We start from the raw sequence: 13,680 nt of genomic DNA, 5'->3' as shown, positions 1-13,680 counted from the left end.
AATCAATAATAGTAATTATGAACAAGATATTCAATAAGATATTTCTATACCTTTGTGTAGCGTTGTTCTGCGCAAGTTGCGACAACGACGGCGACACAGTTTATGTAGATGGCATGGCGCCTTCGGAGCTTATTGCCACTGCATCAGACGTAAAACTTGATATTAGTCAGCGTGCCAAGATAGTGTTGCAGCTTGGATGGAAGAATCCTACCTTGCTGTCGAGCGATGTTAATAATCCTGTAACGGGCGATTTGCTTAAGACATATGTTGAGGCTTCAGCCTCGGAGAACTTCGCCAACGCAACATCAACAGCAGTTACATCGCTGTCAAAAGCATATACAGGTACCGAGCTCAACACACTTGCCAAGAGCCTTGGCATCAATGTTAATACTGCCGGACAGATATATTTCCGCATCAAGTCGATGCAGGGCGACAACATGGAGCCACAATATAGCAATGTGTGTACAGTAACCGTAACACCTTACTTTGTGGATATGACCAAGCTTGCCGTGCTTGCCTTTAACAAGACCGATACTATTGCCTACCTGCATTCGCCCGAGGCTGACGGGGTATATACTGGCTATATGAACGCAACTCCTTGGCTAAACTGCTGGTTCTACGAATATTCTGGCGACACTTGGGGCAACTATGCAGTAGACGGTCATGCCTTCGAGATATCAAGTGCAAGCGATGCATGGAACTGCTGGTTTGCTGACGGAACTGGAGCGTGGTTTGTAAAGGTGGACACAAAGGAGATGGAGTGGAGCGCAACCTTACTGTCGCAGCTACGCGCTAACGGCAACAACATGACATACTATAATAAGCGTCAGCAATGGGGCTATTATATCACAACTACTGCAGCTAACGAGAAGGTGACAATTGATGCCGATGCAAAGGAATATAACAAGACTACACGCACCGACTATGCCGAGGAGAAGACTCTGCACTTTGCGGCTGCCGACGGAAAACTGTCGCAGGCTTCTGCATCAACAGAAATAAACATAGCCAAGGCTGGTACATATACAGTGATTGTTGCTGCCGATGGCAACGGATATCTTACATATTCGGTGGTTGAGGGCAAGGTAGACTTCACTGCAACAGACGAGCCTGAGACAAAATATCCGGCAGAACTATTCATGGTGAACAAGGATGACGCTTCTTTGGACCTCGCACGTCTAGCCAAGACAGGCGACACAACCTACAGCGGAACATATACTCTGACCGCCGATTGGGAGAACTTCAAGATTGTAGACCGCGAGAACTCTGTAGTATATGGTTCCGATCCAAGCGACCTCTATACACTGTCTTCGGATGCCGGAGCATGGAACATATGGTTTGACGATGGTGTAAAGGCAGGCGAGACCATGACAGTAACAGTCGACCTGAAGACCTTGAAATGGAGTTACAGCGTGGTGAAATAACAATAAAAGAAAAATAAATTATGAAGAAATCATTCCTTAAACCGCTTATCTTCGCTGCTTTGGCGCTTTTCACGTTCTCTTCGTGCAGCGACGACAACGATACAATTCCACAGACAGAACCAACCTACGACATGACTGGTTTTGCCAAGGGTGCCGACGTAAGTTGGCTAACACAGATGGAGGCATCAGGCAAGAAGTTCTACAATGCCAAGGGTACTGAGCAAGACTGTATGGCTCTGTTGCGCGACCTCGGCGTCAACTCTATCCGTCTTCGTGTATGGGTAGACCCTTCAGACGGATGGTGCAACAAGAAAGATGTGCTGTTAAAGGCATGGCGTGCCAAGAATCTTGGTCAGCGCATAATGGTTGACTTCCACTACTCAGACTCATGGGCAGACCCAGGACAGCAGAATATTCCTGCTGCTTGGAACGACTATAAGGACGACCTTGAGAAAATGAAGACAGCCGTAGCCGACCATACCAAGGATGTGCTTAAGTATCTTAAGGACAACGGAATTGACGTGGAGTGGATACAGATAGGCAACGAGACACGTGTGGGCATGCTTTGGCCGCTCGGTCTTGTTAGCAACAATAAGTTTGACAATTATGCCGCCCTCAACAATGCTGGATATGATGCTGCCAAGTCGGTTTATCCCGAAGCGCAGTGTATCATACACATCGATAAGGGCAATGAGATTGGTGCCTTCACCTGGATGTTTGACGGATTGAAGGCAGCTGGAGCCAAGTGGGACGTTATAGGCATGTCGCTCTATCCGGAGGACGACAACTGGCAGAAGGCAACCGACGATTGTCTTGCAAACATATCGACACTCGCCTCGCGCTATAATACTAAGGTTATGATATGCGAGATAGGCATGCCTTGGGACTCGGATAATGCTAATGCAATGATGAAGAAAATGGTAGACGGATGCAAGGCAAAGACAGAATGCCTGGGCATATTCTACTGGGAACCGGAATGCTACGGAGGATGGAACGGCTACAATAAGGGAGCGTTCGACTCTAACGGCAAACCTACTGCTGTATTAGACGCGTTCGGCAGCAATGTGGTGAAATAAAAGGTTATGAGAGAGTTGTTACTGGTGGCTGCGGCAGACAATTGTCGTAGCCACCTAAACATTACCTAACAATAAAACAATGAAGTTTATTCTATCATTTTTACTCCTATTGTCATTCTCGACAACCCAAGCACAGACACGTCTGCTTGGCGGTGACATCTCACTTCTTCCTACCTACGAAAAGGCAGGAACAAAGTTTATTGACGCTAATGGCAAGGCTCGACCATTGCTTGATATTGCGAAAGACAATAAATGGAACGCGGCTCGTGTGCGCCTCTTTGTCAATCCAGCAGATGCTCCAGCAGAAAATAAAGACGAGGGTGTTTGCCAAGATCTCGACTATATCACTCCGCTATGCAAGCAGATTAAGAAAGCAGGTATGAACCTGATGCTCGATTTTCATTATTCCGACACTTGGGCAGACCCTGGCAAGCAGTTCACTCCTAAAGCATGGATGAAATGCTCACCAGTCCAACTATGTGATTCGGTTTACGAGCATACCGCAAATGCCTTGAGACATCTTAAAAAGAACGGTTGTGCCCCAGACTTGATACAAGTGGGCAACGAGATAACCTTCGGTATGCTTTGGCCTACGGCAAAGACCGACCCCTTTAACGAAAAGAATTGGGATGTGCTAACTGATTTGCTGAAGAGTGGTGTGCGTGCTTGTCGCGAGGTGTGCCCTAATGCACGTATTATTATACATACTGAGCATGCTGGAGATTGGGACGCTACAAAGAACTATTATATGCGCCTGCGCAACCATAATGTAGACTATGATATAATAGGATTGTCTTACTATCCTATGTGGCATAAAGATATACCCAACCTATCGCGAACACTCGATTCACTTGCTGTTGATTTCCCGAAGAAGGATATTATGATAGTAGAGACTGCATTCTATTATTCTCACGACAACGACAAATGGGCAAAGTCGAACGATGAGCACTCCGACCTGTATGCTATATCAGAAGATGGTCAGGCGCAATTCACGAAGGAACTTGTGGATATGCTTAAGAAACATCCTAAAGTAACGGGTCTATACTGGTGGTTCCCCGAAGAGAACGAAAGCGGAAAGAAAGCCATTGGCAGTTGGATAAACCGTGGACTCTTCAACAACCACACAGGAAAGGTGGTGAAGGCAATGAAAAACTTTGCCGACTATCGAAGCAATAACGATTAATAATGTGACAAACAAAATCCAGATATGAATAAATTGACATTACTAACCCTTGCGCTTGCCACATCGGCTCTTACTGCCTCGGCCCAGCGCAACACATTAAATCTGAAGACATGGCAGTTCTCGCGCGACAGCGTAAATTATAAGCCTGTCAACATTCCACATGACTGGGCAATAAATGGACCTTTCGACAAGAAATGGGACTTGCAGTTTGTTGCCATAGAGCAGAATGGTGAGACCGAGAAGACAGAAAAGTCGGGACGTTCGGGTGCTCTGCCTTGGATAGGACGTGGCTTCTATAAGACAACAATTGACTTGAAGAAGTTGCCTAAGACAGCTGTCCTTGAGTTTGACGGTGCCATGGCCGATCCTCATGTATATATTAATGGTAAGCTTGCCGGACATTGGGCTTATGGATATAATGCCTTCCGTGTGGATGCAGCGCCATATTTAAAGAAAGGAAAGAACGAGATAAGCGTAAGCCTTAACAACCGCGAGGAGAGTTCGCGTTGGTATCCAGGCGGTGGTTTATATCGTCCGGTACAACTTGTAACCAATGCCGATGCCGCAACAATCAATCCGTGGGGCTGCTATTTCCGTACAGAGTCGATAGGCAACGGCAAGGCTGAGGTTAGCATCTGTACTAATATAAATAATGTAGACAAGACACTGTCGATAGAAAATCAGCTTGTGGATGCCACAGGCAAGGTAGTGGCGCAGTTTAAGTATGGTGACTTTGATGCTCAGGGAAATGTTGTGAAGACGCTAACCGTGGATAATGCGCAACTTTGGTCGCCAGAGACACCTTATTTATATAAGCTCGTCACACGTCTGTATCGCAATAAAAAGCTCATAGACCAGACACAGCAGAAGGTAGGTATACGCACAGTGCGTGTGGCACAGTATGACGGTTTTCAGTTGAATGGTGTTTCGCGTAAGATAAAGGGCGTGTGTCTGCATCACGACCTCGGTCCGATTGGTGCCGCAGTAAATAAGGCAGCACTTATACGTCAGATTCGCACTATGAAGGATATGGGTTGCGACGCTATACGTACGGCTCACAACATGCCTTCAACATGGCAGATGGAAGTATGCGACTCAATGGGAATGATGGTGATGGCAGAGAGTTTCGACATGTGGATTTATCCTAAATGCAAGAACGGATATGCGCTCAACTTCAAGGATTGGGCAGACAAGGACATCGAAAATCTTGTGCTCAACCACCGCAACCATCCGTCAATAGTGATGTGGAGTATTGGCAACGAGATACCAGAGCAGTGGAGCGAGGAAGGCAGAAACATCTCGAAACACTTGCAGGACCTTTGCCATAAGTTTGACCCTACACGTCCAGTGACACAAGGTATGGATCGTGCCGAGGATGCCTTGAAGTCGGGCTTTGCCCAAGTGATGGATGTGCCTGGTTTCAACTATCGTGTGCATAAGTATGATAATAACATCAAGCAGTTGCCTAAGGGATTCCTCCTTGGTTCGGAAACAGCTTCGACAGTAAGCTCACGTGGCGTGTATAAGTTCCCTGTTGAGGCTTCCGACTCGAAGACATATACCGACGGACAATGCTCAAGCTATGATGTGGAATATTGTCCATGGAGCAATCTGCCAGATGATGATTGGCGAATGCAAGACGACCGCGACTACACCATTGGCGAGTTTGTATGGACAGGCTACGACTATCTTGGTGAGCCTTCGCCATATGACGAGTATTGGCCTTCGCGTTCAAGCTATTTCGGCATCTGCGACCTTGCCGGATTGCCTAAGGACCGCTATTATTTGTATCGCTCTCATTGGCGCAAGGACGACGCAACACTGCATGTATTGCCACATTGGACATTCCCGGGCAGAGAGGGAGAGACAACTCCAGTTTACTGCTATACGTCATGGCCATCGGCAGAGCTGTTTGTAAATGGCAAGAGTCAGGGTAGGATATTGAAGAATCCTAACACACGTCTCGACCGCTATCGCTTGCGTTGGAACAATGTGAAGTATGAGCCGGGCGAGATAAAGGTGGTGGCTTACGACTATGACGGAACCGCCAAGGGCGAGAAGATAATACGCACAGCTGGCGCTCCTGCCCGTATCGTGCTGAAAGCCGACCGCAACAGCATATCTTCAAAAGGTGAAGACCTCTCGTTTGTAACAGTATCGGTGGTTGACAAGAATGGCACACCGTGTCCTACGGCAACCAACAATATGAAGTTCAATGTGTCGGGAGCGGGCAAATTCCGTGCAGCCTGCAATGGTGACGCAACCTCGCTTGTAGCTTTCAATTCTACAGAGATGCCTCTATTCAGTGGCGAATTGGTTGTGGTTGTAGAAGGATTAAGACATGGTACAGCTATGCTTAGTGTATCGGCAGATGGTTTGCCTATGGCGACATTGCCTATTAAGGTGGAATAAATAATAATAAAAGGCTATGACATTTGCGCCATAGCCTTTTATTATTAGTACGCGGCAGATGTTTTTCTTCTGTTTCTTATTAATTATTTAGTCAACTTAACCAGCAATTTGCCCACGAATATGGCGCTCTTGCCATTCTGGTCGTCGGGAATCTTCTTGCCATCGGCATTTTCTATATATTGCAGAGTTTGGAAGAATGTGTGCGAGTGTCCTCCAAGAACAATGTCGATGTCGTGGTTGGCTGCAATCATCTTATGGTCATCCACGTTCTGGTTCATAATCCAACCAAGATGCGACAGGCATATCACGAGGTCGCACTTCTCCTTATGCTTGAGCATATGAGCAACATCGTTGGCTGTCTTTATAGGGTCGAGATATTTCACGCCCTCGCATTTAGTGGCATCCACCAGTCCCTCTAATGGAGGACAGATGCCAAGGACACCTATGCGCAATCCGTTACGTTTGATGATAATGTAAGGCTTAACGGTACCCTCGACAGGTGTGCCAGTGAAGTCGTAGTTGGCGCATACGATAGGAAACTCAGCCATACGGAACAAGCGAGCCATATTCTCCATACCGAAGTCGAACTCGTGGTTGCCTATTGTCACGGCATCATATTTCATGCGGTTCATAAGTCCAATCTCAACATCGCCCTTGAACATAGTATAGAAAGGTGAGCCCTGAGAGAAGTCGCCCGAATCGAACAGCAACAAGTCAGGATTCTGTTTGCGTTCCTCGTTGAGCATAGCAATGCGGCGTAAGAAACCACCTCGTCCTGCCACAACAGTATCGGCAAGGTTAGGGTTGAGAGGCAATATGCAACTGTGCGTATCGTTGGTGTGAAGAATCTCCAACGTCTTGGTCTTCTGAGCCGACATTGTAGTGGCAATACAGAAGAGCGAAATTATAAGTAATAGCTTTTTCATATAAATTCAAACATCTTATTTCTTAACACTTACACGTCCCTCAACCTTAGCCTCAACAGCTTTGCCTTCGGCGTGCATATCTTTAAAATATTCTTCGATAAGGAAACGTGCATTATTCTCCTCGTTCTGTGGCGACACAAAGTTGGTTTTCTTCTTGAAAGCCTCGAGGTGGTCGTTGCCTTGTGCCAGATAGTCGATAGTGGTAATACGGTAAGAGGCATTAGGGTCTACAGGCTTGCCGTTGATGGATGCCGACAACAACTTGCCGTCTTTGCTAATCTCAAGACGTATGCTGTGGCTAACGCCTTCGCCTCCAACCATAGCCATTTGGCCAAACAATTCCATAACGTCGGTGCCGCTAAGTGTAAGAAAACAAATCTTGTTCTCAAACGGAGCAATGTCAAGAATATCGCCACGTGTTACATTGCCTTTGCTAAGCGAGGCGCGTATGCCTCCCATATTGTAAACGGCAAAGTCGGGCTTCTCGCCAAACCTTGTACTGCTATATACAAGGATGTCGGCAAGTAGATTGGACAAAGGACTCTCTGGTCGGAATCGTGGCATATCGCATGCAGCCACACCCATAACGGGCGACATTATCTCGTCTACCTTCTGTTTGTAAGGCGCAAGGAAAGCTGTAGCCTCCTTATCAGGGTTGGCATCGTAGCGTTGGTCGATAACGATGCGTGAACGCTGTACGTCTGCCATCGAGTATTGGTGCTGCGCGCATGATGTAGCTAAGAGCGCGGCCGTGGCAAGCGATAGTATAACAAATTGTTTGTTCATTGTTTGTATTATTTATTTTAACTGCAAAGGTATTAATTTTTTGCTCATAAGCACAGAATGGAGGTTATTTTTATGTTTCAATGTCACTTAACTCGTTAAATATTTGTCGGTTATACAAAAAAGTAGTAACTTTGCACCCGCTTTTCGGCGTAACCGATGACGGGAAGAAGTGTTGCCCAGTTATGTTGCGCGAGAACGATAAACAAATTTAATTATCAGATTTACAATGGATTTAATTAAAGTTGCTGAGGAAGCATTTGCAACCGGCAAGAAGTTCCCAGAGTTCCGTTCTGGTGACACAATCACAGTCGCTTACAAAATTATCGAGGGTTCTAAGGAGCGTATCCAGCTCTACCGTGGTGTTGTAATCAAGATCTCTGGTCACGGAGACAAGAAGCGCTTCACCGTTCGCAAGATGTCTGGAACTGTAGGTGTAGAGCGTATTTTCCCAATTGAGTCGCCGAACATCGACAGCATCGAGGTTAACAAGCATGGTAAGGTACGTCGCGCTAAGCTTTACTACCTCCGTAATCTTACAGGTAAGAAGGCTCGTATCGCTGAGCGTCGTGTTGTTAACAACGACTAATACTTGCTTGGGTAGAACCAAAAGTAAAAGACATAAAAAGGGACTCTGTATTATGCAGAGTCCCTTTTTGTGTCTATACGCCTGAAGTAAATTATTTATTCTTTTTCGATGTTATGCCACCATTCTTTGTCAACGTAATGGTAGACTGCTGTAGCTTGCGCGATGTGTGGTCGAAGATTAGGTTGGGATTGAATCGGCGTCCTTTGAAGTGAGTCTCAAAGTGTAAGTGTTCTGTTGTGGCACGTCCAGTACGTCCAGTAAGTCCGATAACCTGACCCGCCTTCACCTTATCGCCTACCTTTACAAGGTTCTTAGACTGGTGTGAGTATAGCGTCTCAAGTCCATTGGCATGATGTATCACTATGCAGTTGCCGTAAGCAGAGTAAGGTGAAGAGCGTGTAACCACACCATCGAAGGCAGCTACAATCTCGTCGTTAGGCTTGGTCTTGAGGTCTACACCAGCATGGCGTCGTTTGCCTCCATATGGACTTATAACCTTTGCGCCAGGTAATGGATAAGCCCAACGTTCCTTTTCCATCTTCTCAAGATTCCACTTGAATGTGGCCGATTTGGCAAAAGCATCGTCAAGTTTCATATCGCTTTTACTCTCCTCGATATCAGTTTTGTCACCTAGGATGCTCACGTTAACAAACTCGCCATTTTTTTCGCACAATAGGGTTTGACGGCGCAGGCGATGGCTCTTTATATCGATAATAGTAGAAGGATTAATTCTGCAACCGTTCACCATTATGGCAAAGTCGCATAAAATCTTTCCATCTCTGCTTCCGGCAATAGCAACTGTTTGTCCGGCACGCACATGGTCGCCAACGTTTACAAGGTTTTGAGCATTGCTGCCATATACAGTCTCTAGGCCGTTGCGGTGTCGGATAACGATGACATTGCCCAATTCAGACTGTTTACGGGAAAGACGTACGGTGCCGTCAAACATAGCCTTTACAGCATCACCCTCAGTGGTTGTAATCTCCATATAGTTGTTCTTGCGCATAACAGCTTTGCCTACTGGTAGCGGAAACGAGTATTCGGAAGCCTTCAATAAACTAAAGTCTACGTTGAAGGCATCCGAACGTGTGAACAATCCTGGTGTTGCAATGCTTATTTGCTGTTGTTCGGCGGCTGTAAACTGCTGCTTTACGGGAGCCGATGCTGTTGTGGTTAGCACCACAGGAAGGGCAAGCATTAATAGTAGTTTGCGTATTTTCATTCTCCTGTTTTATTCTTATCTTATTATTATACCAGTATAAATGCGTCCCGACTCGATGCCAAGGCGTCGTGCCGAGAAGTAGTTGTCGGCATTGTCGTATGTGCAGATGTCGGTGTTGATGATATTAGCCTCGTTCACACCGTTGTGTGTTAGCAGTTGGAGGTTGGCAAGTGGCAGGTTGATGTGCCATTTCTTCTCAAACAGCTTTGAAGGATCATCGGCATTTGGGTTGCGCTTGATGCGTTCTTCGGCAATAGAGTTCATGTCGAACGCAGCTTGGTCAAACGCATTGTATACCTCATCGCCCACTTCAAAGTTTTCTATCGATATACCAGGACCGATGACGGCCTTTAGTTTAGTGGGTTCGGTTTGATATGCTATGCGCATTTCCTGTATTGTCTTGTGTACAATGCGGGCAAGTGTACCGCGCCAACCAGCGTGTATGGCTGCTGCCGCATGATGTTCCTCGTCGTATAAGAGCACTGGTATACAATCGGCTGTAGACACGCCAATGCATATGCCCTGAATATCTGTCATTACAGCGTCTACACCCTCAAGTAACATTTTCTTTACACTTTTGGGTAGGGAGAGAAATTCTTTGCCAATGATGCGAGTCTCCACACCATGTGTTTGGTGTGGCATTATGATGCGATTGGCATCTATGTCAAGTTCGGTGGCGAGCAGTTGTCGGTTGGTGTCGGTGTTGTCCTTGCTATCGCCACAATACTCATTGATGTTGAGCGAGGCATAATTGCCATCGCTCACACCTCCATGACGGGTTGTAGAGAATGCAGTAACATCACTTGACAGCTCGTAATAGTTGAGAACAGGCTGCTTGTTACTCATTCTTAGGGTCCTCCTCGTACTCAAAGTCGTCAAGGTACTCAATATCGTCGATGTCCTCAATGTCTTCGTCTTCGAGGTAGATAATATCGTCCTCGCCCTCAGCCATAAGTTCCTCGGCAAATCGTGTCATGTCCTTGTCGCGGTGAACAAGCGATTCTTCGGATGTTATAATCTGTAACTTATTGCTCTCAGAGTTAAGCTCGCGCCACAGCACATCCTTCAGTTCCTGTATGCCCAAGCCTGTTATAGAAGAAATAAAGACCACAGGCAGGTCGTTGGGCAATGTTTCCTTAAGCATTTCTATAAGCTCTTCGTCAAGCAAGTCGCACTTTGTGATAGCCAATACACGGTGTTTGCTCAGCATATCAGGATTGAATTGTTGTAGCTCGTTAAGCAGCAGTTCGTATTCACGCTTTATATCGTCGGTATCGCCAGGCACCATGAAGAGCAATAGCGAGTTGCGCTCGATGTGTCGTAAGAATCGCAGTCCGAGTCCCTTGCCTTCGCTTGCACCTTCAATAATACCTGGGATGTCGGCCATTACGAACGACTTGTGGTCGCGGTAGTCTACAATGCCAAGTGATGGCTCGAGAGTGGTAAACGGATAATTAGCAATCTTTGGACGTGCGCTCGATACAGCGGAAAGCAATGTTGACTTGCCTGCATTAGGCAAACCAACAAGACCAACGTCGGCAAGAAGCTTAAGTTCGAGAATAATAGTCATTTCCTCCATAGGTTCGCCAGGTTGTGCATAGCGTGGAGTTTGGTTGGTAGCCGAACGGAACTGGAAGTTGCCCAATCCTCCACGGCCTCCTTTAAGAAGCAATACTTCTTGTCCGTCGTATGTAACATCGCATACGTACTTGCCAGTCTCGGCATTGTACACCACTGTACCGCATGGCACATCGATGTATATATCTTTGCCGTCCTTGCCATGACACTTGTCGCGTCCGCCGTTGCCTCCATGTTCGGCAAAGACATGTCGCTGGAACTTAAGATGCAATAAAGTCCAGTAGTTATGATTGCCGCGTAAGTATATGCTGCCACCATGTCCACCGTCGCCACCATCTGGACCTCCGTTAGGGTTGTACTTAACGTGGCGCAAGTGCATAGAGCCACGGCCGCCCTTGCCAGAGCGGCAATATATCTTCACATAGTCAACGAAATTTGATTCTGCCATTGTCTTTGTATTCTGATGAAAAAGTTATCGAATTTTGCAAAGATACAACAAAAAAATGAAAAATAAGTATTGTCTATTAGCTATTAGGGTATTTTATGTCAACAAAAAGGCTTACCCTAATTATTTTCACTTTAATTAATATGTAATATCCGTTGTTTTTGCTATCTTTGCACTTTAAAATAATGAAACTTGTTTAAAGGTAAAAGATTATAGTAAAAGTTTTATGGCTGAAACAAAGAAAATCAAGACCGCGCTTGTATCGGTATTCCACAAGGACGGCCTCGACGAGCTCTTGAAGAAGCTCAACGAAGAAGGAGTTAAATTTCTCTCAACTGGTGGCACACAGGCTTTCATCGAGTCGCTTGGCTATGAGTGTCAGGCTGTAGAAAGTGTCACATCTTATCCGTCAATTCTTGGCGGTCGTGTCAAGACACTTCATCCACGTATCTTTGGTGGTATACTTGCACGCCGCGACAACGAGGGCGATCTTCAGCAGATGGCTGAGTATGCCATTCCTGAAATCGACCTTGTTATAGTAGACCTCTATCCATTCGAGCAGACCGTGGCAAGCGGAGCAAGCGAAGCCGACATCATAGAGAAGATTGATATAGGTGGTATTTCGCTCATCCGTGCCGGAGCAAAGAACTTCAAGGATGTTGTTATTGTTCCGAGCAAAGCCGAGTATCCTGTGTTGCTCGACATCCTCAACAAGAAGGGTGCTACTACCGACCTTGCCGATCGCAAGATGTTTGCTGAGCGCGCCTTCGGTGTAAGCAGCCACTACGATACAGCTATTCATGAGTGGTTTGCTAAGTAGAATTAGGAATTAAAAAATCAAAACTCACAATTCAAAATTCATTAAATGGGATTTTTTTCTTTCGTACAGGACATTGCGATGGACCTTGGTACTGCCAACACCATTATTATCAGCGATGACAAGATTGTTGTTGATGAACCTTCGGTAGTGGCACTTGACCGTCGCACTGACAAAATGATTGCTGTCGGCTCAAAGGCAAAGATGATGTATGAGAAGACTCATGACAACATCCGCACTATACGACCACTCCGCGATGGAGTGATTGCCGACTTTACTGCTTGCGAACAAATGATGCGCGGCCTTATAAAGATGGTTCACACTGGAAGCCGCTTCTTCTCACCGTCACTCCGTATGGTTATTGGTGTTCCTTCTGGTTCTACAGAGGTTGAGCTTCGCGCTGTGCGTGATAGTGCCGAGCATGCAGATGGACGTGATGTATATCTTATCTTTGAGCCTATGGCAGCTGCTATTGGTATCGGTATTGATGTTGAGGCTCCAGAGGGCAATATGATTGTTGATATAGGTGGTGGCTCTACCGAGATTGCCGTTATTTCATTGGGCGGCATCGTATCAAACAACTCAATACGTACCGCAGGCGACGACCTTACTGCTGATATTCAAGAGTATATGTCACGTCAGCACAACGTAAAGGTATCAGAGCGTATGGCTGAGCGTATAAAGATACATGTAGGCTCTGCTCTTACCGAACTTGGCGACGAGGCTCCAGAAGACTTTGTAGTACATGGTCCTAACCGCATCACGGCATTGCCTATGGAGGTGCCTGTATGCTATCAGGAGATAGCTCACTGCATAGACAAAACCGTAGCCAAGATTGAGAACGCTGTACTCTCGGCTCTCGAGAATACACCGCCAGAGCTTTATGCCGACATCGTTAAGAATGGTATCTACCTCTCGGGTGGCGGTGCCTTGTTGCGTGGTCTTGACAAGCGCCTTGCCGACAAGATCAATATTCCGTTCCACATCGCCGAGGATCCATTGCACAGTGTGGCAAAGGGAGCAGGTGTGGCTCTGAAGAACATCGACCGTTTCTCATTCTTGATGAGATAAATATAAAAGTAAAAAAGTAAAAAAGTAAAAAAGTAAAAAGGCTGGGCTTGTGGTCTTGCTTGGTGATAGCTTATGCTGTTGCTTTGCTGGGCTTGTGGTCTTGCTTGGTGATGGCTTATGCTGTTGCTTTGCGAGGCTTGTGGTCTTGCTTGGTGAT

Annotated in this window: 12 protein-coding genes; 7 read left to right on the top strand and 5 right to left on the bottom strand. The window is 46.3% G+C overall.

The genetic code is table 11. The annotated features are described in order from the left end of the window. The first annotated feature begins 17 nt into the window (after positions 1–17). From C9991_RS01780 to C9991_RS01765, 4 genes are all read left to right on the top strand, one after another. Positions 18–1,421, top strand: a complete 1,404-nt coding sequence (locus C9991_RS01780) for a DUF5111 domain-containing protein (protein WP_106810918.1) — start codon at positions 18–20, stop codon at positions 1,419–1,421. Positions 1,422–1,441: 20 nt separating this feature from the next. Further along, complete coding sequence (locus tag C9991_RS01775; protein ID WP_106810917.1) at positions 1,442–2,497, top strand: glycoside hydrolase family 53 protein; 1,056 nt, start codon at positions 1,442–1,444, stop codon at positions 2,495–2,497. A gap of 79 nt (positions 2,498–2,576) precedes the next feature. Continuing rightward, a complete protein-coding gene (locus C9991_RS01770) occupies positions 2,577–3,680 on the top strand; it encodes a glycosyl hydrolase 53 family protein (protein WP_106810916.1) in 1,104 nt (367 codons plus the stop codon). A 24-nt stretch (positions 3,681–3,704) separates the two neighbouring features. After that, the gene (locus C9991_RS01765; RefSeq protein WP_106810915.1) at positions 3,705–6,092 is read left to right on the top strand and encodes a glycoside hydrolase family 2 TIM barrel-domain containing protein; all 2,388 of its coding nucleotides are present in this window, start codon (positions 3,705–3,707) and stop codon (positions 6,090–6,092) included. Positions 6,093–6,175: 83 nt separating this feature from the next. Here C9991_RS01765 and C9991_RS01760 read toward each other — a convergent pair whose 3' ends face one another. Together C9991_RS01760 and C9991_RS01755 are read right to left on the bottom strand one after the other, a co-directional pair. Then, positions 6,176–7,018, bottom strand: a complete 843-nt coding sequence (locus C9991_RS01760) for a bifunctional metallophosphatase/5'-nucleotidase (protein ID WP_106810914.1) — start codon at positions 7,016–7,018, stop codon at positions 6,176–6,178. Positions 7,019–7,033: 15 nt separating this feature from the next. Next, positions 7,034–7,804 (bottom strand): 5'-nucleotidase C-terminal domain-containing protein, encoded by a 771-nt coding sequence (locus C9991_RS01755; RefSeq protein WP_106810913.1) that lies wholly within the window; start codon positions 7,802–7,804, stop codon positions 7,034–7,036. A 226-nt stretch (positions 7,805–8,030) separates the two neighbouring features. Here C9991_RS01755 and rplS point away from each other — a divergent pair, with 226 nt between their 5' ends. Further along, on the top strand, positions 8,031–8,390 hold the full coding sequence (gene rplS, locus C9991_RS01750; RefSeq protein WP_106810912.1) for a 50S ribosomal protein L19: 360 nt from the start codon (positions 8,031–8,033) through the stop codon (positions 8,388–8,390). A gap of 91 nt (positions 8,391–8,481) precedes the next feature. Here the strand turns inward: rplS and C9991_RS01745 are convergent, their stop codons facing one another. Genes C9991_RS01745 through obgE form a run of 3 tightly spaced genes read right to left on the bottom strand, consistent with a single transcriptional unit; the run spans position 8,482 to position 11,638 of the window. Beyond that, positions 8,482–9,612 (bottom strand): M23 family metallopeptidase, encoded by a 1,131-nt coding sequence (locus C9991_RS01745; protein WP_106810911.1) that lies wholly within the window; start codon positions 9,610–9,612, stop codon positions 8,482–8,484. A 15-nt stretch (positions 9,613–9,627) separates the two neighbouring features. After that, entirely contained in the window at positions 9,628–10,458 is an 831-nt protein-coding gene (pgeF, locus tag C9991_RS01740; RefSeq protein ID WP_106810910.1) for a peptidoglycan editing factor PgeF, read from the bottom strand. Next, entirely contained in the window at positions 10,451–11,638 is a 1,188-nt protein-coding gene (gene obgE, locus C9991_RS01735) for a GTPase ObgE (RefSeq protein ID WP_106810909.1), read from the bottom strand. Before obgE ends, pgeF begins: the two co-directional genes overlap by 8 nt. 223 nt (positions 11,639–11,861) lie before the next feature. On the opposite strand from obgE, the gene C9991_RS01730 reads away from it, so the two are divergent. Continuing rightward, on the top strand, positions 11,862–12,455 hold the full coding sequence (locus C9991_RS01730; protein WP_106810908.1) for an IMP cyclohydrolase: 594 nt from the start codon (positions 11,862–11,864) through the stop codon (positions 12,453–12,455). A gap of 45 nt (positions 12,456–12,500) precedes the next feature. Then, a complete protein-coding gene (locus C9991_RS01725) occupies positions 12,501–13,523 on the top strand; it encodes a rod shape-determining protein (RefSeq protein WP_106810907.1) in 1,023 nt (340 codons plus the stop codon). The last annotated feature ends 157 nt before the right edge of the window (positions 13,524–13,680 follow it).

Source organism: Prevotella merdae (genome assembly GCF_900290275.1).
Lineage (GTDB): Bacteria > Bacteroidota > Bacteroidia > Bacteroidales > Bacteroidaceae > Prevotella > Prevotella merdae.
This window is presented reverse-complemented; position numbering and strand designations above follow the sequence as displayed.

Bases quoted from the DNA above. Each gene is read 5' to 3' on its own strand.
- C9991_RS01780 (WP_106810918.1), top strand. From the start codon at position 18: ATGAACAAGATATTCAATAAGATATTTCTATACCTTTGTGTAGCGTTG.
- C9991_RS01775 (WP_106810917.1), top strand. From the start codon at position 1,442: ATGAAGAAATCATTCCTTAAACCGCTTATCTTCGCTGCTTTGGCGCTT.
- C9991_RS01770 (WP_106810916.1), top strand. From the start codon at position 2,577: ATGAAGTTTATTCTATCATTTTTACTCCTATTGTCATTCTCGACAACC.
- C9991_RS01765 (WP_106810915.1), top strand. From the start codon at position 3,705: ATGAATAAATTGACATTACTAACCCTTGCGCTTGCCACATCGGCTCTT.
- C9991_RS01760 (WP_106810914.1), bottom strand. From the start codon at position 7,018: ATGAAAAAGCTATTACTTATAATTTCGCTCTTCTGTATTGCCACTACA.
- C9991_RS01755 (WP_106810913.1), bottom strand. From the start codon at position 7,804: ATGAACAAACAATTTGTTATACTATCGCTTGCCACGGCCGCGCTCTTA.
- rplS (WP_106810912.1), top strand. From the start codon at position 8,031: ATGGATTTAATTAAAGTTGCTGAGGAAGCATTTGCAACCGGCAAGAAG.
- C9991_RS01745 (WP_106810911.1), bottom strand. From the start codon at position 9,612: ATGAAAATACGCAAACTACTATTAATGCTTGCCCTTCCTGTGGTGCTA.
- pgeF (WP_106810910.1), bottom strand. From the start codon at position 10,458: ATGAGTAACAAGCAGCCTGTTCTCAACTATTACGAGCTGTCAAGTGAT.
- obgE (WP_106810909.1), bottom strand. From the start codon at position 11,638: ATGGCAGAATCAAATTTCGTTGACTATGTGAAGATATATTGCCGCTCT.
- C9991_RS01730 (WP_106810908.1), top strand. From the start codon at position 11,862: ATGGCTGAAACAAAGAAAATCAAGACCGCGCTTGTATCGGTATTCCAC.
- C9991_RS01725 (WP_106810907.1), top strand. From the start codon at position 12,501: ATGGGATTTTTTTCTTTCGTACAGGACATTGCGATGGACCTTGGTACT.